The 19,719-nt window shown below is 65.7% G+C and carries 18 protein-coding genes; 5 read left to right on the top strand and 13 right to left on the bottom strand.

What is annotated here, in order from left to right; all coding sequences use genetic code 11:
* The first annotated feature begins 148 nt into the window (after positions 1 to 148).
* On the top strand, positions 149 to 1,999 hold the full coding sequence (gene asnB, locus BKX93_RS21795) for an asparagine synthase (glutamine-hydrolyzing) (RefSeq protein WP_070981334.1): 1,851 nt from the start codon (positions 149 to 151) through the stop codon (positions 1,997 to 1,999).
* Between the two features lie 6 nt (positions 2,000 to 2,005).
* Here asnB and BKX93_RS21800 read toward each other — a convergent pair whose 3' ends face one another.
* On the bottom strand, positions 2,006 to 2,449 hold the full coding sequence (locus tag BKX93_RS21800) for an Lrp/AsnC family transcriptional regulator (RefSeq protein WP_070981336.1): 444 nt from the start codon (positions 2,447 to 2,449) through the stop codon (positions 2,006 to 2,008).
* A gap of 125 nt (positions 2,450 to 2,574) precedes the next feature.
* On the opposite strand from BKX93_RS21800, the gene BKX93_RS21805 reads away from it, so the two are divergent.
* Positions 2,575 to 3,183: a LysE/ArgO family amino acid transporter gene (locus BKX93_RS21805; RefSeq protein ID WP_052717605.1), complete on the top strand. Its 609-nt coding sequence runs from the start codon at positions 2,575 to 2,577 to the stop codon at positions 3,181 to 3,183.
* Positions 3,184 to 3,243: 60 nt separating this feature from the next.
* On the opposite strand, the gene BKX93_RS21810 is transcribed toward BKX93_RS21805, so the two are convergent.
* From BKX93_RS21810 to BKX93_RS21845, 8 genes are all read right to left on the bottom strand, one after another.
* A complete protein-coding gene (locus BKX93_RS21810) occupies positions 3,244 to 5,325 on the bottom strand; it encodes a methyl-accepting chemotaxis protein (RefSeq protein WP_070981341.1) in 2,082 nt (693 codons plus the stop codon).
* Positions 5,326 to 5,498: 173 nt separating this feature from the next.
* Entirely contained in the window at positions 5,499 to 5,852 is a 354-nt protein-coding gene (locus BKX93_RS21815) for a HepT-like ribonuclease domain-containing protein (RefSeq protein WP_070981343.1), read from the bottom strand.
* 4 nt (positions 5,853 to 5,856) lie between these two features.
* Positions 5,857 to 6,135 carry a hypothetical protein gene (locus BKX93_RS21820; protein ID WP_070981345.1) on the bottom strand — a complete coding sequence of 93 codons (279 nt, stop codon included), beginning with the start codon at positions 6,133 to 6,135 and terminating at the stop codon, positions 5,857 to 5,859.
* A 210-nt stretch (positions 6,136 to 6,345) separates the two neighbouring features.
* A complete protein-coding gene (locus tag BKX93_RS21825; protein WP_046157706.1) occupies positions 6,346 to 8,106 on the bottom strand; it encodes a hybrid sensor histidine kinase/response regulator in 1,761 nt (586 codons plus the stop codon).
* Complete coding sequence (locus tag BKX93_RS21830) at positions 8,103 to 8,654, bottom strand: putative pterin-binding protein (protein ID WP_160298948.1); 552 nt, start codon at positions 8,652 to 8,654, stop codon at positions 8,103 to 8,105. The genes BKX93_RS21825 and BKX93_RS21830 overlap by 4 nt, the downstream gene beginning before the upstream one ends.
* 177 nt (positions 8,655 to 8,831) lie before the next feature.
* Positions 8,832 to 9,689, bottom strand: coding sequence for a polyphosphate kinase 2 (ppk2, locus tag BKX93_RS21835; protein ID WP_313900555.1), 858 nt, complete (start codon positions 9,687 to 9,689; stop codon positions 8,832 to 8,834).
* Between the two features lie 689 nt (positions 9,690 to 10,378).
* Positions 10,379 to 11,131 carry a hypothetical protein gene (locus BKX93_RS21840; RefSeq protein WP_144408865.1) on the bottom strand — a complete coding sequence of 251 codons (753 nt, stop codon included), beginning with the start codon at positions 11,129 to 11,131 and terminating at the stop codon, positions 10,379 to 10,381.
* A 368-nt stretch (positions 11,132 to 11,499) separates the two neighbouring features.
* Positions 11,500 to 12,426 carry a 2-hydroxyacid dehydrogenase gene (locus BKX93_RS21845; RefSeq protein WP_046157709.1) on the bottom strand — a complete coding sequence of 309 codons (927 nt, stop codon included), beginning with the start codon at positions 12,424 to 12,426 and terminating at the stop codon, positions 11,500 to 11,502.
* A 177-nt stretch (positions 12,427 to 12,603) separates the two neighbouring features.
* Between BKX93_RS21845 and BKX93_RS21850 the strand changes: the two genes are divergently transcribed.
* Both BKX93_RS21850 and BKX93_RS21855 read left to right on the top strand, forming a co-directional pair.
* Entirely contained in the window at positions 12,604 to 13,830 is a 1,227-nt protein-coding gene (locus tag BKX93_RS21850; RefSeq protein ID WP_070981346.1) for a cation-translocating P-type ATPase, read from the top strand.
* A gap of 46 nt (positions 13,831 to 13,876) precedes the next feature.
* Positions 13,877 to 14,674, top strand: a complete 798-nt coding sequence (locus BKX93_RS21855) for an EamA family transporter (protein WP_145929369.1) — start codon at positions 13,877 to 13,879, stop codon at positions 14,672 to 14,674.
* Here the strand turns inward: BKX93_RS21855 and BKX93_RS21860 are convergent.
* On the bottom strand, positions 14,671 to 15,441 hold the full coding sequence (locus BKX93_RS21860) for an HAD-IIB family hydrolase (protein WP_046168222.1): 771 nt from the start codon (positions 15,439 to 15,441) through the stop codon (positions 14,671 to 14,673). The two genes, BKX93_RS21855 and BKX93_RS21860, sit on opposite strands and share 4 nt — an antisense overlap.
* A gap of 137 nt (positions 15,442 to 15,578) precedes the next feature.
* On the opposite strand from BKX93_RS21860, the gene BKX93_RS21865 reads away from it, so the two are divergent.
* A complete protein-coding gene (locus BKX93_RS21865; RefSeq protein WP_145929370.1) occupies positions 15,579 to 17,183 on the top strand; it encodes a hypothetical protein in 1,605 nt (534 codons plus the stop codon).
* Positions 17,184 to 17,256: 73 nt separating this feature from the next.
* Here BKX93_RS21865 and BKX93_RS26030 read toward each other — a convergent pair whose 3' ends face one another.
* From BKX93_RS26030 to BKX93_RS21880, 3 genes are read right to left on the bottom strand one after another with little or no spacing between them, the layout of a single operon-like run.
* On the bottom strand, positions 17,257 to 17,748 hold the full coding sequence (locus tag BKX93_RS26030) for a GNAT family N-acetyltransferase (protein ID WP_083340632.1): 492 nt from the start codon (positions 17,746 to 17,748) through the stop codon (positions 17,257 to 17,259).
* The gene (locus tag BKX93_RS21875; RefSeq protein WP_070981353.1) at positions 17,697 to 18,158 is read right to left on the bottom strand and encodes a hypothetical protein; all 462 of its coding nucleotides are present in this window, start codon (positions 18,156 to 18,158) and stop codon (positions 17,697 to 17,699) included. Before BKX93_RS21875 ends, BKX93_RS26030 begins: the two co-directional genes overlap by 52 nt.
* Positions 18,159 to 18,186: 28 nt before the next feature.
* Positions 18,187 to 19,554, bottom strand: a complete 1,368-nt coding sequence (locus BKX93_RS21880; RefSeq protein ID WP_046157714.1) for an HD-GYP domain-containing protein — start codon at positions 19,552 to 19,554, stop codon at positions 18,187 to 18,189.
* Between the last annotated feature and the right edge of the window lie 165 nt (positions 19,555 to 19,719).

The following is a 19,719-nucleotide window of genomic DNA, read 5'->3' on the forward strand; positions in this document are numbered from 1 at the left end:
TGCCGGGCCTGAGCGAAATACGTCAACATCCCATTCTTATTACCAGTTCCACGCGCGCGGCGGCCTTTCTCTGACTGATTATGCATAAAGCATAATGCGGACCGGGCGGACCACCTGTCCGGCCGCCTGACAAGAGGAGAGCCGAACCATGTGTGGAATTGCCGGATGGGTGAGTTTCGAGCGCGATCTGCGGGAGCAGCGCGCGGTCGCGGAGACGATGACGCGGACAATGGCCCGGCGCGGGCCGGACGACGAGGGGCTATGGCTGGACCGCCATGCGGCGCTGGGTCACCGCCGCCTGTCCATCATCGATCTGGAGGGCGGCCGCCAGCCGATGACCGCCGATGAGGACGGCAAGACGCTGGCGTGCCTGGTCTACACCGGCGAGGTGTACAACTTCCAGGAGCTGCGCCGCGAGCTGCAGGGCCTGGGCCACGCTTTCCGCACCCGCAGCGATACTGAAGTGGTGCTGCGCGCCTATCTGCAATGGGGCGAGGCGATGCTGGAGCGGCTGAACGGCATGTACGCGTTCGCGCTGTGGGACGCGCGCGAGCAGCGGCTGCTGCTGGTTCGCGACCGGATGGGCGTCAAGCCGCTTTACTACTATCCGATGCCGGACGGCGTGCTGTTCGGTTCCGAGCCCAAGGCCATCCTGGCCCACCCGGACGCGCAGCGGCGGGTGACGGCCGAGGGCCTGCGCGAAATGCTGGATCTGGTGAAGACGCCGGAGGCCGCGGTGTTCGCCGGCATGCATGAGGTGCGGCCCGGCCAGATCGTGGCGATAGACCGGAACGGCCTGAGCAAGCGCCGCTACTGGCAGCTGGAGGCGCGCGAGCACGCCGACGACTTGTCGACCACCATCCACACCGTGCGCGCGTTGCTGGAAGACATCGTGGAGCGTCAGATCATCGCCGACGTGCCCTTGTGCACCTTGCTGTCCGGCGGGCTGGATTCGTCGGTGGTCACCGCGCTGGCCGCGAAAAGCATGCAGCGCCAGGGCAAGGGCACGGTGCGCTCGTTCTCGGTGGATTTCGTCAAGCACGGCGTCGAGTTCGAGGCCGACTACCTGCGCGGCTCGCCGGACGCGCCTTTCGTGCGCGATCTGGCTGCCCACGCCGGCACCGAGCACCAGGAAATCCTGCTGGAAAGCCGCGAGCTGGCCGATCCGCGCCTGCGCGCCGCGGTGCTGGGCGCGCAGGACCTGCCGCCGGCCTACTGGGGCGACATGCTGCCGTCGCTGTACAAGCTGTTCGAGGCGATCCGGGCGCAATCGACGGTGGCCCTGTCGGGCGAGTCGGCCGACGAGGTGTTCGGCGGCTATCGCTGGTTCCACGACGCCGCCGCGGTGGACGGCGACACTTTCCCGTGGCTGGCCGGATCCAGCGGCTCCTTCTTCGACGGGCAGTCGCTGATCGCGCCGGGATTGCTGCGCGAACTGGACATGCCGGGTTTTCGCCGCGACAGCTACGCGCAGGCGCTGGCCGAGGCGCCGCGGCTGGCGTCCGACAGTCCGCGCGAGCGGCGGATGCGCGAGATCAGCCACATGCACCTGACCCGCTTCGTCCAGGCGTTGCTGGACCGCAAGGACCGGATGAGCATGGCGGTAGGGCTGGAGGTGAGGGTGCCGTTCTGCGACCACCGGCTGGTCGAATACGTGTTCAACGCGCCGTGGAGCATGAAGAACTTCGACGGCCGCGAAAAGAGCCTGCTGCGCGCGGCCGGCAAGGATGTGCTGCCGGACTCCATCGTCCAGCGCGTCAAGAGCCCGTATCCGGCCACCCAGGACCCGGCCTACGAGCAGGCGCTGCGCCAGGGCCTGACCCGGGTGTTGGACGACGCCTCGTCGCCGGCGCTGCCGCTGCTGGACAAGGCCGCCGCGTGGAAGCTGCTGGACCGGCCGTTCGGCAAGACCAGCACCTCGCCTGAGCGCGCCGGGCTGGAGATGGCGCTGGGCCTGAACGAGTGGCTGCTACACCACCAGGTGGCGTTGGACTTGTGAACCGGCTCAGCGGGGCGGCCGCACCGGCCGCCCCTGGATGGGCGTGGACAGGATGATGGCGGTGCGGGTCTCGCCCAGGTCGTTCAGGCTCGCCACCAGTTGTTCCAGATGCGAGACGTCGCGCGCCAGCAGACGGAACATATAGGAGTCGATGCCGGTGACGTGATGGCATTCCATCACCTCCGGCATCGCCTCCAGCCGCGCGAGCAGCGTTTTCTTGTCCGGCTGCGGCACGGTGATGCCCACCAGCGCCGACAGCGCGTAGCCGGCGCGCAGCGGCGCCACCCAGGCGTGATAGCCGTGGATCACGCCGGCTTCCTCCAGCCGCCGCACCCGTTCCGACACCGCAGGCACCGACAGTCCGACGGTCTGCGCCAGTTCGGTCAGCGATTGCCGCGCATTGGCCTGCAGGGCGGCCAATATCGCCCAAGCTTTGGCGTCTACTTCCATTCGTAAACTCCCTTTGTCTCTTTGCCTTGGTTTTCAAGGCCAGCATAGCGTCCAGGCGAAGAAAACGCATGGGCATCGGTTTTGCATGGCGGCAGACTATGGCTATGGCCGAGGGAGGAGAAAACATGTTCTGGCAGGCGGGCTTGATAGGTTTGGCGATCGCGGCGCCGGTGGGGCCGATAGGTTTGTTGTGCATCAGCCGCACCCTGCGCGGCGGTCCGCGGCTGGGTTTGGCCACCGGGCTGGGCGCGGCCAGCGCCGACGCGTTGTTCGCCATCGCGGGCGTGGCGGGCAGCAGCATGACACTGCATCTCGCCGGCCAGCTGGCGCGGCCGTTGGGCTGGGCCGGCTGCGCGCTGCTGGCCTGGATGGGGATGGCCACGCTGCGGCGTCCGGCGCTTGAGCCGGCTGATAGAGAGGAGGGCGGTGTCGGCTTGCGGCGCGCCTATGCCGGCACGCTGTTGCTGACCTTGAGCAATCCGATGACCATTCTGTCCTTTGCCGCGGTGGCGGCCGGCTTGTCCGGCGGCATGCCGGCCAGCGGCGCGCAACAGCTGGCCATCGTCGCCGGGGTATTCTGCGGCTCCGCGTCGTGGTGGCTGGCGCTGGCCTATGGCGGAGGGGCGCTGTTGTCCCGGCTGGGCGCGCGCGGCCGGCGATGGCTGGATGCAGGCTGCGGCTTGCTGCTATTGGGTTTCGCCGTGCTGCTGGCCTGGCGCGCGGCGGGGATTTGAGCGGACGGGCGGCAATGAAAAAGCCCGGCGAGGCAGGGCTTGGAGCGGGGGGAAGGGCGCTTACAGCTTGAAGTGGCCGACCAGTTGCTCCAGCTCGCCGGACAGTTCGCGCAGCCGGCTCACGGCATCGCTGACCTCGCGCACGGTCTGGTTGTTGCTCTGCGCCATGCTGCTGATGCGCTCGACGTTCTGCGCGATTTCCACGCTGGCGCTCGATTGCTCGCGGGTGGCGGAGGCGATGTCGACGATGCTGGTCACCAACTGGCCGTTATAGCTCTGCACTTCGAGCATCGCCTGGTTGGCTTCCTCGGCGATGCCGACGCTGAGATCCACCTGCTGGCTGCTGTGCTTCACGTCGCTGACCGCTTGCCGGGTTTCGTTGCTGATCGCCTCGACGATGCGGGTGATCTGGATGGTGGCTTCGGCGGTGCGGCCGGCCAGATTGCGCACTTCGTCCGCTACCACCGCGAAGCCGCGGCCCAGTTCGCCGGCGCGGGCGGCCTCGATCGCCGCGTTCAAGGCCAGCAGATTGGTCTGGTCGGCGATGTCCTTGATCACGCCGACGATGGTGGTCACTTCGCTGGAGCGCTCGCCCAGGCCGTTCATCCGCTCGGCCAGCGCGTGCATGCTGTCGGTCATGCGCTGGATTTCGCTGGTGACGCGGTTGACCTTGGCCACGCTCTGCTCGGTCAGGGAGCCGGTTTCGCGGGCGATGTCTCCGGCCTGCTGCGCGGTATTGGCGATGTGCTGGGCGCCGACGGTCACCTGCTCGACGCTGGCGGCGCTGGCCGTGGCGGCGTCGGACTGTTGCGCCGAGGCGTCGTGCACCTGGCTGGCCGACTGGCTCAGCGTCAGCGCGGACTCGGACACCTGGCGGCTCTGGTCCCGCACTTTGACGAACATGTCGCGCAGGCTGTCCAGCAGCCGGTTGAAGGCGTCGGCGGTGCGGCCGATCTCGTCGCGGTTGGCGATGTCTATGCGGATGGTCAGGTCGCCGCCGCCGCCGGCCAATTGTTCCATGGTCTCGGCCAGCCGGTTCAGCGGACGGGTCTGGGAGCGGATCGCGGCGGCCAGCAGCAGCAGGATCAAGGCCAGCGCCACCACGCCGATGGCGATGGCGCTGAGCATGGCCTTGCGGGCGTCGGCGGTGAGCGCGGCGGTGGGCATGCTGATGCCCAGCGACCAGAACTGGCCGGTCTCGCCTATCCGTATCGGGTGGAAGAAGTGGGTGAAGCCGCCGTCCTCATAGACGAAGTCCTCGCCTTTCTTGACGTCGGCCAGGTGGGGGAACAGCGCATCCTCCTTGGGCACCGGCTTGCCCAGCAGCTCAGCCTTGGGGCTGACCACATAAAGCCCGCCTTCGGACACGATGCGGATGAAGCCGCTCCCGCCGGGCTGGATCTGGCCGAAGCGCTTCTGCAGCTGGTCCAGCGCCACGTCGGTGGCGGACACGCCCAGCATTTTGCCGGTGGCATCCTTGATCACCACCGCCAGTGAGCTTTCCAGCACCATTTTGCCCTGCACCTCGTAAGGATAGGGTTCGGTGATGGTGTCGCGGCCGCGCTGCTTGGGCACGAAGTAGAAATCGCCCCAGCCGGTCTTCTCGTAGTCCGGCTTGTAGGTTTCCGGATGTTCCTTGTACTTGGGGAATTCCTTGATGCGGTCGGCTGACATCATCACGTCCATCTGAGCCTTGCCCTGGGCGTTGCGGGTGATGTAGGGCTGGTAGCGGCCGGTAGGGTCGTGGCGCGGCCAGTCGAAGCGGTAGGCGTTGTCGTCGCCGTCGAAGGCGTTGGGTTCCCACAGCATCCACAGGCCGATGGATTGCGGCGCATGGTCCAGCATTTCCTGGATGACGTTGTCGGTCTGCTTGCGGTCCGGCTTGCCGCCGCGCTTGACGCCGGCCACGGAGTCCGCCAGGTGGCGCGGCAGCAGGAAGCCTTGCGACAGCGTGTTCTCTGCGTTTTTGACGTAGCTGTCGGCTTGCTCGGAGGAGAGCTGGTAGCCGGTGTCCAGCGCCGAGGTGTAGTTGAGCCGAGCGATCAGCGCGATCATGACCGCGAAAGCCAGGGAAATGGCGGCGGCGGCCACCAGAGTGATGCGGGTGCTGAGGCGTCCCCATTTCGCGTGCGCTTGACTCATGACGGTTTCCTGCGTGGATGGCGGGTATGGCTCAGGCAGACTAAGTAAAATTTCTTAGTTGAATTGAATATAACGGGTAAGGATCAATACAGGCAATGCGATTGTGCGTATGTCGATACGCAGGAATGGAGGCAAAGCCGGGACTGGCGGAAAGCTTGAGCAGGGTAGGCGCGTCACAGATAAGGCCGCAACTGAGCCAAATCCTGGAGCAGGGCGGGGGCGTCGCCCCGGATGGTGTTCCATATCATGCGCTGGTCAAGTTGGTGGTAATCGTGGACTAACTTGCACCTGAGCTTGTTGGCATGGCTAAGCTGTTGAACGAGGCCGGGAGCATACTGCGAAATCTGCGGGGCGGCCAAGCGCGCTAAGTCCTTGGCCGCCTCTCCCAGGATCACGAATTGGTAGCAGCAACTATCCTGCAGCATCCCATTCGCCAGATACGAGGCGAGGTTGGCGCCCTGGGTGTATTGAAGGACGCTCTGCAACGCGTCCAGCATGTGCTGGCATCGTTCGGCCGGCGTGGGCATGCGGCTAGATTTCCTGGGCGATTTCCAGCAGTTGCCTGCGCTCCTGTCCGCTGAGTCCGTTCTCGCTGATCAGCTGCACGCTGACGCCCAGCTGCTGCGCCAGCCGCTCCTCCATCTCGAACATGTCGAAGTACGACGTGTCCGGCGCGGGGGAGATCAGCAACACCACTTCCGCGTCGCCGGCGCACACTTCCGGCACGTAGCGCAGATGATGCGGATGAAAGGGCTTGAGCGCGTGATTGATCAGGCTCTTGTGTTCGCGGATGAATTGAAGGTCATGCATGCGTTTCTCCCCGGATGAACGGGCGGATCCCGAATATCTGCATTAGGGGAATGCGACTTAGCTCAGTATGTGCCGCTTGAACGGGGTAAACAAGATGTGATTGAAAATCAATGGTTTCAGGCGAGGTTTGCCGCAGTATCTTGTGGCCGCTCAGGCGGTGGTGGGGCAAGTCGTGTGTGGGTTTGCGGCAACAATGCTGGCCTCCTGGCTTCAGGCCGGCGCGCCGGCATTGTTGCGCGGCAGATGCATGGACAGCAGCTGTTCCAGTTGGGAGAAGCTGAATGGTTTTTCCAGCTTGCCTGCCAGCAGCGCGCTGCGGGCGTCGTTGAACTCTTGCTGGAACGCCGTCATGCCGATGATGGGCGTATGCTGATTCGGGCCGAAGCGGCGGGCAGCCTCGGCAACCTCATAGCCGCTGGCCGCGCCGACTTGCAGGTCTATCAGCAGAACGTCGAAGCGGTGGCGCATGACCTGGGCCGCCGCGTCGTTGACCGTGGCGAAGCTGGCCACGCTGTAGCCGTTTTCCTGCAGCAGCGCGCCGTAGGATTCGCGTATCGGATCGTCGTCGTCCAGCAGCAGGACGCGGTTTTGGCCGCTGCCGGCGGCATCGCTGTTTTCCGGTATGGCAGCTTCTTGAACCGGCAGGTTCAGCGTGAAGGTGGTGCCGCGGCCTTCCTGGCTGTCTACCTCGATCTGGCCGCCGAACAGCGTGACCAGCTCGTGCACGATCGCCAACCCCAGGCCGCTGCTGCCGGGGCGGCGCGTTTTGCCGCGGGTGAAGGGGCGAAACAGCTGGACTTTGATGTCCTCGGGAATGCCCACCCCGGTATCCGCGACTTTGAGCGTCAGATTTCGGGGGTGATATTCCATTTCCAGGCGGATTTGCCCCTGGTCGGTGTAGCGGATGGCGTTGGACAGCAGGTTCCACATGATTTGGCGCAGCCGGTTGCCGTCCAGCCACAGCATGGGCATCGGCGGCACGGCCACGGTCAACGCCAGGCCTTTGGCCTCGGCATTGCCCTGATGCACGGCGATGATGCAGGCCACCAGTTCTTCTATGTCCGTGGCGGCGGGGTCGAGCGCGAGCTGATGGTTTTTCAGCGCGGAGATGTCCATGATGTCCCGCACTTGCGCCAGCAGGTAGGCATTGCTCTGCTTGAGGCGGGACAGGTAAGCGTAACCGGGATTGTCGGCAGGGATGCTGTATTCCAGCAGCTCGGTGCAGGTCTGGATGCTTTGCAGCGGCGAGCGGATTTCGTGGCTGATGGTGGCGAGGAAGGTGTCTCGGGCCAGCTCGGTCCGAACCAGCGCGGCCCTGGCCGCCTGCTCCCGTTCCAGAACCTGTTGCTGCTGCATGGAGTGGCGTTTGATTTCCGCCAGCCGGTGCAGCACGAACCAGAAGATGCCGAGAAAGGCCAGCCAGCACATCAGGCCCAGCAGGTACATGGTCTGGTGCCGCTCCACCATGCGCATTTGCTGCACGATCAGGCTGTTTTCCGCGTAGCGGGCCTTGACGCCATAGTCGGCCAGCAGCGGGCGCATCTGTTCCATGTCGCTCGACAGCTCAAGCGCGTCCTGCTTCGTCCATTGGCGCGGCGGATGCCGGAAGATCTTGGTCAGCAGGTCTTTGATCTGGTCGAAGCCTTCTATTTTTTCCAGGTCCGCGTTGACCAGCGACGAGCGGGTGAACAGCTGGTATTTGCTTTCGGCGATGGCGTAGCTCTTGTCGGTCTCCTCGCGGGTGATCTGGCCGGAGTGGTACCGCCAGGCATCCATTTCCAGGCGATTGAAGGTCAGTTGCATCTGCGCCACCATCCAGTACAGATCGGAAGCCTTGTTGGTGATGGGGCGCTTGATGACCGCAGCGTACAAGGTGAAGGAAATGATCACGGTCGCGAGCAGCGACAGGGCGAGGAAGGCGCGTTCCAGCCCTCCTATGCTGCTGAGCACGAGACGGAAATAACGAGTCATTTGACCTCGATGCGGGTGACTTGCCAGGCGAGTTTGGCGATGAAGATTCCGCTCGTTTCGGAGGTCGACATGTCTTGAATGGGGTACATCACCCAGAATGGGCCGAAGTCGTTCAGCTGCAGGGGTTTGTTATTCCAGGTTCTGGCCAGAATGACGTCGTATTTGCTGAAGTCGCTGGCGGGAATGGTGACGTTGTAGTTGTCTTCGCCATAAAACTTGATCTGGCGGCCTTGCGCGCCGACCTTGGCCAGCAGCTCCCGCACCAGCGGCCCGCGGAAAGTGCCCTTGGGCGTCCAGTCGGTCGCCGTGCTGATTTCGCGCATCGGCAGCGCGTTGAATTCGGCTTCGCTGAAGACGTAATTGCGGGCGGGCTGATTGGTGAATTTGCCGATATTGCCGCTGATCGTGAGCGTGACGCCGGCGGCCCGAGCCATTGGGGCGAGAGAGAGCAGGCTGGCGGCGAGAAACAAGATCGGGGGAAAGAGCCGGCTGATTGCTGATTTGGCGCGCGCGCGCTGGCTGGTGGTCGTGTTGGAATTCATGTTCATCTGCTGCCTTGACGTCTGACTTGGGCGAAGTATGCGCGATGCTGCCGCGAGCAAGGCGGAGCGCATATTATGCATTTGATCTAAACGACCACAAGAGGAAAATGGCCTAGCTAGTTAGAAAGGACAGGTGGGGGCGGCGACAGGCCGGCGCGTCGGCCTGTCGCCGCGATGGACCGCTCAGAAACTCAGCGCGTCATGCTCCTCCCGGCCCAGCATGGCGGATGGTTCCCCGACGATCAGAGGATCGGACGCATGGGCCACGCGCGGGTCTTTGCCGGGGTAGTCCAGCCGCGACAGGAAGTGGCGGATGCAATTGAGGCGGGCGCGTTTCTTGTCATCCGACTTCACCACCGTCCAGGGCGCGTCGCCAGTGTGGGTATGGAAGAACATCGCCTGTTTGGCCGAGGTGTAGTCATCCCACTTGTCCAGCGATTGTATGTCGATCGGCGACAGCTTCCAGTGCTTCAGCGGATCGTCGCGCCGCGAGATGAAGCGGCGCAGCTGTTCTTCGCGGCTGACCGAGAACCAGAATTTGAACAGGCGTATGCCGCTGTTGACCAGCATCCGCTCCAGTTGCGGCGTCTGGCGCATGAATTCCAGGTAGTCGTGGGGCGAGCAGAAGCCCATCACCCGTTCGACGCCGGCGCGGTTGTACCAGGACCGGTCGAAGAACACGATCTCTCCGGCGCTGGGCAAGTGGGCGATGTAGCGCTGGAAATACCATTGGCCGCGCTCCAGGTCCGACGGCTTTTCCAGCGCCACCACCCGCGCGCCGCGCGGGTTCAGGTGTTCCATGTAGCGCTTGATGGTGCCGCCCTTGCCGGCGGCGTCGCGTCCTTCGAACAGGATCACGATCTTCTGCCCGGTTTCCTTGACCCAGTTTTGCACTTTCAAGAGCTCGATCTGCAACTCCTGCTTCAGCCGCTCGTATTCGGCGCGGCGCATCCGGGTGTGGTAGGGGTAGTCGGCGGGCAATTCGGCGCTGATGCTGTCTTCGTCGCTGCCGTGGGGAGCCTGTGCCACCTGCAGAGCCATCGGCTGCCGGCTGGTCTGTTCGATGATCTGGACCGATTCGTCGTGCACGCGCTGGAGATTGCGCTCGCGCGCCGATTGGCGGCGTGGTTTGGCCGTGGCGTCGGGTTCGGCGGGGGCGGTGATGGGGTCGGTGTCTTGCGTCACGGCTGTTTTCCCATGGTTTTTACATGGTTTTATCGTACGCCGGCCGGATTGACGTGTCGATGGCGTGAAGAGTGGGTTTTCCTTTCATCCATGGGTATGTGGTTTGGATGGCGGGGCATGGACGCCGGCTGGTTTGAATCTTCTCGGGAGAGCATCAGGCGCGGCAGGCCCGCCAATGCGGCGAATGCCGGAGATGCGGAGGAGAAGGATTATCGGGAGGGAGAGCGCTGGGGCGGCAGCCTGCCGGCTGCTGACGCCGTTTCTGGACGAGCAGAAGGGAAGGCTGGGCGCCAAACTGACCCGGCGCCGGCACCGGCGTCGCCTGCCAGCTGGCCAATCCTTACGATGAGGATCTGGTTTATCTCGGCGTCGGCCTGAACCATCCCAATGAAGTGTGTTTCTACCCGGACAGCGGCAAGGCGCTGGCGCACGGTGGGTTATCTGCGGGAGGGCGAGCCGGACATGCTTATAATCTTGGACTTGATCAAGCGCGTGGGACCGCCCCGGCCGGCGCTGCCTTGCGTCCGGTCCGGGGGCGGATGGATTCAGCGGGCGCGTTTCTGCTTGCGCATTTTCACCCAGCGCACCAGCGCGTGGCCGACGGCCAGCGGCGACAGCGGCACCAGCGCCAGCAGGCCATCGCCCTGGCGGTAGCCGGGGTTGACGCTGAGGAAGAAGCGGTCGGACGGCTTGGTGGAGTTCTGCCAGAGCTGATGGTCGTCCTTGCCTTCGCGGGTCAGGATGCCCAGATTGGCGATAAAGGGACGGTCCGGCGACACCGGCGTGATGTTGAAGCTGGCGAACAGTTCGCAGGCCTTGGCCGCCAGCGGATGGCGGTTGTCCTGGCCGGGCGCGGGCCAGAAACGGTGGGAAAAACGGTGGAGCACCGCGTAGCTGGACGGGTGCAGCATGACGCCGAAGAAATATAGAGGGCGCAGCGGGTGTTGCAGCCAGTGGTACATCACTTGCCGCATCAGGAAGGTGATGTTGCTGTTCTTGCCGCGGAACTCCTTGTACAACCCGGACTGGGCGCGCAGCACGCTGCAGGTGCGCCCGCCTATCTGGCGGCGGAAGCGGTGCATGGTGCAGTAGCCCACTAGGCGGCCGGTTTCATCCCGGTGCAGGAGCAGGCTGCTGTGCTCGGAGGGCGGAGCCATCACCAGATTGGCGAAGGTGGGAAGGTCGGTGCCGGCGAAGATGGCGTCGTGGACCTGGAACAGTTCGCGCGCCAATGCTTCCCTTTCATGGTCGGGCAGCCTGGCGGGTTCCACACGGATGGATTGAGCGATGCGGGCCATTTCTTACCCCTTTGTGCGTTGCAGCAGAGAAATGGCGGCATGGTAGAAATCAGCGGAAAGAGGCGCTACTGTACTTTATTACTATGCATTTGACATTTTATTTTAATAATAAAAATGTCTATTGGTTTCAGTTTCTTATAAAGCGACAGTATGAATTAAGGCAAGGTCAATTGCCTGTTTGTACAGGCGGCCGGCCAGACGGCTTGCTCCGCGCGCAGCATCCGGCTACGTCTTAAAAGCCGCTGACAAAACCTCGTGGAGCACCTGAGGCGAGGCGCGCCGACGCAGACAGCGCAAGCCGTAGGAAAAGTCGACGCAATGCAGCATCAGGGGTTTTGTCGGCGGCTCTAAATGAGCGTCGACAGGCGCTAGTAGCCCTGGCTTCTCACCACCAGGCCATCGGCCTCCATGCCGGCGGCCAGCTTGCGCAGGTTAGCCGCGATCTGTTCCACCGCCTGCTGGCGCAGCGTGATCGCCGCGATGTGCGGCGTGATGGCGACCGAGGGGTGCTGCCACAGGGGATGCCCGTGCGGCAGGGGCTCCTGGGCGAACACGTCCAGCTGCGCGCAGCGGATGTGGCCGTTGTTGAGCAGGGCCAGCAGGGCGTCCTGGTCCAGCAGGTCGCCCCGGCCGGCGTTGATCAGCATGGAGCCCGGCGGCATCAGCGACAGCCGCTCTCCGTTGAGCAGGCCCTGGGTCTGGGGCGTGGACGGCAGCACGCAGGCCAGCACATCGCTGTTTTCCAGCAGCTTTTCCAGGCCGGCGTCGCCATGCAGGCTGCGCACATGGTGGATGTGTTTGGGGCTGCGGCTCCAGCCGCTGACTTGATAACCGTCCTTGCTCAGCGCCTTGGCCGCCGCCGAGCCTATCTCCCCCAGGCCCAGGATGCCGACGCGGATGTCGCCGGGCAGGCGCGGCGCCAGCATCCGCCATTGTCCCGCCGCCTGCTGCCGGCGGTAGATGTCCATATTGCGCTGGTAGCCCAGCACGCCGTAGCGGATGTATTCGGTCATCTGGGCCGCCATGCCGCTGTCCAGCAGGCGATAGAGCGGCAGATCGGCCGGCAGATCGGGCCGGGACAGCAGCTTGTCCACGCCGGCGCCCAGCGCGAACACCGCCCGCAGCTTGGGCAGGCGGGCGATCAGCCCATCGGGCAGGCCCCAGGCGATCAGGTGGCGGACTTGGCCGAGATCGGCTTGGTCCAGGCTGGCGAAGCTTTCCTCCGGCATGGCCGCCCGGAACAGGTCGAGGTAGGCGGCGACTTCCTTGGGATTGGGCGTGTGTACGAGGATCATGGCGATTGCGGCTTGTTGTGATTATGCCTGCAGTATACATCGGCGTTCGGCCGGCAAGGCCAGCGGCGGGCACTCGCCTGCCGGTGTTGTCGGGGCGTAAGGACAAACCGCAATCCGTTGCCGGCCCCGGGCCGCCTCCCTATACCGGAAGCATCATCCGGCTATCGGGGAAACGCGATGGAGACTGACGATATCGGCGGCTTGGCGGCGGCTAGTCTGGGGAAGATGGCCGATGCGGCCCGCATCCTGCCCGGGGGCTGGCTATTGGCCAGCGATGTGGAGGGGCCGCTGTTCTTGGGGGATTTCATCGCCGAGGCGTTGTCCGCCTGCCTGGCGCCGCCGGCGGGCGGGATCGATGCCGAGCCGTCGTATGGCCAGATCCTGTACGCCGAGGGCTATGCGGCTTTCAGCGCCGATACCGAGGTCTCGCGGCGGCCGGGAGGCGCCAGGCGCCGCGGGACGCGGCCCGAGGGCGGCTACACGTTGGCGCAGGAGGGCACCGACACTATCTTCGCCTTGCCCCTGCTGCTGGCGGCCGGCGCCGATTACGCTTACCTGGAGCGATTGGCGCTGGGGTCGCGGGAGACGCCGGGCGCGGCCGAGATGGCGCGGCGGCTGGACGAGATGGGCTGGCAGCGGGCGGGCATCACCACGGCGCCGCAGCAGCCTTACCGGGCGGTGGCCGAGCGGTGCGGCTGGCTGTCGCCTGGCCGGCTGCTGGGCTCGCCGTTTCCTTTGCGGGAGGCGGAGGCGCTGCTGCGCAGGCTTGGCCGCTGGGATGTCGAGATCGCTTGGGTGAGGGCTTATCTGCGCGAGGCCTACGAGCTGATAGACCGCGAGTCCGAGGTGTGGATGGACGGCTCGACGCGGAGGCGGCATTTTTCGGATGCAGGCAGGAAACGGCTGCGGCAGCGGTTTCGCCGCCTGTACCGCGAAGAGCTGGGCATTTCCTACACGCATGGCGAGAGGGCGGCCCGCCCCGCCTTCACCGCGCTGGGCCGGATCGTCGAGGCCTGCGCCATGGTGGGCGACCGCGCGAAGGCCGCGCTGGCGCTGACCCTGGCGCGCCGCGCCGGCGGTCCGGACCGCCTGGTGACGATGGGCGACGGCGCCAACGATGCGGTGATGCTGCGCCGCGCGCGCTGGTCGATAGGCGTCAACGGGCCGGACGCGGCGCGGGCGGCCCGCATTGGCCTGATCACCGACGACATGCGCCATGCGCTGGTGTTGCTCAGGCTGATCGGGGAGCAGGCAGGCGGCGTCGATGCCGTCGTCGGCCTGGCCAGGGAGGAGCTGGGCGGCGCTGCGGTGGTGCATCTGGGCGGAGAGGGACTGACGCCGCAGCTGGCGGAGCGGCATCGGCAGATGAAGCGGAGGCTGCGCGGTGAGTTCGTCACCTATTGAGGCGACAGGATGGCCCGACAGGGCGCGCGTGCTGTCCGGCGCCGGATTGGCAGTCTTGTCCATGTGCTGCGTGCAGTTCGGCGCGGCATTGTCGCAATCCGCGACGCAGACGCTGGGCGCGTTGCACGCGACAGCCTGGCGCCTGGTGTTCGCCGCCGCGCTGCTGTCGCTGTGGCGGCGTCCGGCCCTGCCGCGGCTGCCTGGCGGCGCATGGCGGGTGCTGCTCGGACTGGGCCTGGCGATGGCCGGCATGCTGGGAAGCTTTTTCGCGGCCATTCTCACGCTGCCCCAAGGGCTGGCGGTGGCGATCAATCTGCTGGGGCCGCTGCTGCTGGCATGGCGAACCGACAAGGGGCCCAGGCGCGGCTGGTGGCCGTCGCTGGCGCTGGCCGGCATCCTGGCGCTGGCGCGGCATGGCGAGCGCTGGACGGCGGATCCGGCCGGCTTGGCCTGGGCGCTGCTGGGCGCGGCGTGCTGGGCGGCTTACATCGCGCTGCTCAGGCGGGCCGGCGATCTTTGCCGCGGCAACGACGGCGTGGCCCTGGCTTTGCCGGTGGCCGCCTTGCTCGCCTTGCCGGTTTGCCTGGCCGGCGGCTTGCCTGATGCCGGCGCATTGCCGCGACTGGCGGGATTGTCTCTGCTGATGCCCGTGCTGCCGTATCTGTTGGAGCTGGCCGCGCTGCACCGGATGAGCGCGGCCTCGTTCGGCGTGCTGATGAGCCTGGAGCCGGCCGTCGCGGTCTTGGCCGGAGCCGCGCTGCTGGGCCAGACGCCCGGACCGCTGCAACTGGCCGGGCTGGCCATGGTGACGGCCGCGAGCCTGGGCGCGCTGGCCGAATCCTAAGCGGCGGCGAAGCGCTCGCCCAGGCGGCGCATGGTCGCGATCAACTGTTCCTCGGTGTCATCGCCCCGCGCGATCCGTTCCGTCGCCAGCGTCCCGAGTTGCGTATGCTCGCCCACCTGCACCGCGTGGCGGGCGACGGCGAACATCGGGATATCGTTGCTGTCGTTGCCGAAACACACCATTTCATCCGCCGCGATGCCGTGGCGGGCCAGCGCGGCCGCCTTGTCCACGCCGGCGGCGGTGATGTCGACGATCTGCTGGTCCGAGTGGTGATGAATGCGGATATCGGACCGCCGCGCCAGCGCCTGTTGCAATCCGTCGCTGTCCTCGCAGTCGGTGACCAGCAGTTTCGCGGCCCGGCGGATTGCGCCGCGTTCCACGTGGCGGGCCAGCCGTCCCGGATCGACCAGGCTCATGAAGGGGTGGGCGGGGTCGCCGCTGTAGTGATAATGCCAGTCCAGATCCGCCAGCCAGGATGCGGCATGGCGTTCGGTCAGTTCAAACAGCTGTTCCAGCGTGTCGTCCGGAATCGGCGAGAGATCCACCAGCGTGCGCCGGCGCCAGGTCATCGCGCCGTTGGAGCCGACGAAGAGGCCGCCGTGGAAGCGCTCGTCCAGCAAGGGCAGCATGTCGCGGTAAGGGCGGGCGGAGGCGAAGCCTATCCGGTGTCCCTGGTGTTCGAGTTCGGCCAGCGCGTCCTGAATGGCCGGGCTGATGCTGAAACCGTTGAAGCAGAGGGTGCCGTCTATGTCGAAGATGAAGTGCATGGTTGCAAGCGGTTTTGTGAATAGTGCGCGCTGGCGCGCTGTTTGGTTTCTGGATTGCTGATTTTGTTTAAATTTTGACTAAATATTGCATTGAAATGGCCGATATGAAAAGTGGTTGGATATTCAGGGACAGAATCGTGATTGTGAATAATGGCTTGACCATCTCCTTCCGGCCGCAAGCGGCCGCCGTTTTCACCGGCCGGGTCCAGGGCGTCGCGGACGAGGGCGGCGGCAAGCCCGAACCGTTGCAGGATCTTAACGGCCGCGTCGTCGGCTCGCCGGAATCGCGCTACGGCTTGAGCACCCGGACGCTGCAACTGCTGAAGCAATACGATGTGCGCAGCATGTCCGGCCGCGACTTGTACGCGCTGACGGAGATTCTGGCCGCGAATGACGAGATGGACGGCGAGACTGCCGCGGTGATTCGTTCCGACATCGCGAACAAAGGCTGGAAGGGCTCCGGCGAGGTCAACGCGCTGGATATTTTCTCCAAGCGGCGCGATGACGAGGTGGCCGGCGTCAAGTCGGGAGAGGTGTCGCTGCGTTTCGCCGATTATGCGATCAAGGGATATGAGAGGGCGCAGCAAACGCTGGAGAAGCTGGCGGCGCTGCACGACGCCCTGCAGAGCGAGGACGACGTACAGTCCGCCACCGAGGGCGGCATGTCGCAGGCGAAGGATCTGCTGAATCTGGAACGCTGGGCGCGATCGGCCGAGAAGGCCGAGGCCAACGGTCAAGCGCTGGTTTTAGACCAGGAAACCGCAGAATCGATAGGCCGGGTCATGCAACGCGCAGGCATGGAGCTGCCTTCGCCAGCTTCCGATTTGGAAGATGGCGCTTGGGCTCGCCAAGCGTTGCAGGCGTATCGGACGTGGCAGTTCCGGCATCCGGGCGACAAGCTCGGCATCGATCTGAAGCCGGCGGACGAGACGGACAAGAAGGTTTTCAAGGCGCCGGCCACGCCGTCGACGGAAGTGGCCGGCGAGCAGTTGCCGCAGCAAGCGCCTGTCAGCCCGGCGAAACAGGCGGCCGAAGCGCTGGCGGGGCTGCAGGCGCAGGCGCAGTACGGCATGAGCCTGTCGATGCTGCAGTTGATCAAGGGAACCGACATCGCGAGCTTGTCGGTGGAGCAGGTCAAGCAATATAGCCAATTGCTGCGGGCTGGCGGCGTGTTGTCCGAGGATGACGCGGAATCGTTGTTGCCGCTGACCCAGCGCGGGATGGTGGATCCGATGGGCTACTACAAGCGCGATCTGAGCTGGTTGGCCGACATGAAGGCGAAGGGTCTTACCCCGCAATACTCGGCCATAGGCGGCATGGCCAACCTGTCCAGCGTGGAGGGACGGATGCGGAACGATCAGCAAGGGCAGGGCGTGCTGGAGCGTTTGCAGGCGTTGCACCAGGCGCTGCAGGGCGACGACAGGGTGAAGGCGGCCGCGACCGACAGCCTGGGTCAGGCTGGCGACCAGGCCGCATTCGAGAGATGGGCCCGTGTCGAGCAGCAAGGCGCGCGCAACGCGGAGGCGGCGGAACCGGAGTTCCGCAGCCAGAAGGACGTGGACGGCATCTTCCGCATCCTGTATCGCCTGGGGGTGGAGCTGACGCCGATGCAGGGCGACAGCAGCGCCAGCCAGCGGCTGGGGCAGGCGTGGAAGGATTACCAGAACTGGCGGGGCAGCCACCCCAGCGAGGGGCCTGCCGTTGGGCGGGCTCCCGCGCGCGGCATCGACGCGTACGCCTGATTTCTTGGCTCGGTTAGGCCCTGCGGCAAGGTGGCCAGCAGCAATTGTGGCCTGACGCGCTGGGGTTGGCCGTCTATCGGCGCGGCGACATCGGCCAGCAGGCGGGCGCCGCGGGACAGGTAAAAACCCAGCGAGTTGGGATCGGCGCTATCGCGATATCGGTCTGGCCGGCAGCGCGGGCGATGTCCAGCGCGTGCGCTAGCAACGCCTTGCCCAGGCCGAGGCCCATGCATTCCGGCAGCACCGACAGCGATTCCAGGCGCCATGGCGCGGCGTGCGGGTTCAGCAGGACGAAGCCCACGACTCTGCCGCTCATTTCCGCGACGAAAGTGGGATGGCTCGCCAGGGCGTCGTCAAGTCGTCGCGCCAGGCTTCCAGTTGGCGCGCAGTGTAGGCCCAGTGGGCTTTGGATTTGAACGCCACTCGGTTCATCCGCGCCAGGTCGGCGGGAGCGGCTTTGCGTATCCGGTGCGCAGGCATGGCGTGAACGGTCCGGCGGGAAAAGGCCTATTGTCAGCCGATTCTCATCTCGCGCGCCAGTTCGGCCAGGCAAGCCGTCTGCCATGCAAACTCAGGCTGGAACGACTCCGGCGCCATCGCCGCGCCGTAGCCGCCCTGGCCGTAGACGGCGGCATAGGCCGCGTATTCGGCCGCTTGCCGCGCCTGGCCGGCCAGGGCCCGGGCAGCCGCGTAGCTGGCCGAGACCGCCGCATGGCCGCAGCCGTCCAGCGAGAGGGAGCCGGGATGGGCGCCGGCCAACGCCGCCGCGCGGGCGGCAAGCGCGTTCAGGGCGTCGCGGCTCATCTCGCCCCTCAGGTAGCTTTCCAGGCCGTCCAGGCAGGCGCGCGCGTCTTCGTTTTCCAGCAGATGGGCGACGCGCCGCGCGCAGGCGAGGCCGAAGCGCAGGCGCAGGGTTTCCCGCTCAGGCGAATCCAGCTTGAGGTCGGCGGCGAGGCGGTCTAGTTTGTCGCGCATCGGAAAGCCGGAAGGGAGGCCGGCGTGCTCAGGTCAGGCAGATGACATCGCTTTCCAGCGCGTCCTCTTCCCGCAGCACGGCTTCCAGCGCCTCGAAGCAGGACGGGTCCAGCGCGCTGCCCAGGTTTTCGCGCATGATGGCCAGCGTCTTCGGCACCGGATTCTCTGGATGGTAGGGGCGGGCGGCATGGATGGCGTCGAAGATGTCGGCGGTGGTGATGACGCGGGTTTCCAGCGCGATCTCGCTGGCCGCGATGCCGCGCGGATAGCCTTTGCCGTCCAGCCGCTCATGGTGGGCGCCGGCGACCTTGGCCAGCTCGGCGAACGATTCGATGCGGCCGAGTATGGTCTCGGTGTGGCCTGCGTGCAGTTTCACCGCCTCCCACTCTTCCGGCGTCAGCTTGCCGGGCTTGTCCAGTATGGTGTTGCTGACGCCCAGCTTGCCCACATCGTGCAGCAAGGCGCCGCGCTTGAGCCAGCGCCGCCGCTGCGGACTCAGGCCCAGCTCCTCGCCGATGCGGTCGGCGTAATGGCCGACGCGCAGGCTGTGGCCGGCGGTGAACGGGCTCTTGGAGTCCACCACCTGGCCGAAGCCCTCGGCGATCTCGTCCATGTAGTCGTCGTCCAGCGGCACCGTGCACTGGGCCGGCTCCAGCTCCAAAACCGCGCGCTCGATGTCGTCGGACTCCAGCCGCTGCCAGAACGCCGTGTCGCGGCCGGCGCCGCGGAAGGCGGCCACCAGCTCCGGATCGAACCAGCCGCCGCCGCGGCGCACCGCCTCGTCCAGCGCCGCGTGGCGGCCGTGGGTGACGTGGAACACGTCTATCACCTGGGCCAGCAGCGCGATGCGGGCGTTCAGCGGGATGGCGTCGCGCTGCAGGCCCAGCGGGCGGCCGGAGCCGTCCCAATGCTCGTCCAGGTACTGGATGCCGTTGGCCACGTTTTCGTTGAAGCGCAGCTGGCGGGCGATGTCTGCGCCGCGGTGGCAGCGGGTGTTGATCAGCTCGTCCGCCATTTCCTTGCCGCGGCGCAGCACGTTGACGATGGCGGCCGCGCGCTCGCGCCAGCCGGCGGCGTGGGTGCCGGTATTGCTGAACACGAAGCCCAGCATCTGCGGCAGGCTGACGCCCACCTGCTTGAAGTCCTGCTTGAAGCTGCGGTCGTCGGTCAGATACAGCTCGCAGATGCGGGCGGCGTTGCTGCTGCAGCCCAGGTCTTTCAGCAGGATGGCGTAGTAGAGGTCCCACAGCTCCTGCGGGGCCAGGCCCAGCGCGCGGCCGATATGCATGCCTATCCAGCAGCTGCGGACGCAGTGGCCCTCGGGCTGGCCTTCGGTGATGTCCAGCGCGTAGCTGAGCGAGCTGATCAGTTGCGACAGCTTGAGGGTGGCGGCCATGGACGGTTCCCTTGTCGGCGGGCATTGTCTTGTTTATGCGCGGCGGATCGGATTTTCGCAATGATGGTTTGCTTAGGGAATGTCACCCGCGCGCGGCGCTGGACAGCCTGGCCAGGCCATTCGAGAATGCCTCAGCCATATCCTGCTGTGCGTCCCCTGTCCTGC

This window comes from Chromobacterium vaccinii (genome assembly GCF_001855275.1).
In the GTDB taxonomy this organism is placed as follows: Bacteria; Pseudomonadota; Gammaproteobacteria; order Burkholderiales; family Chromobacteriaceae; genus Chromobacterium; species Chromobacterium vaccinii.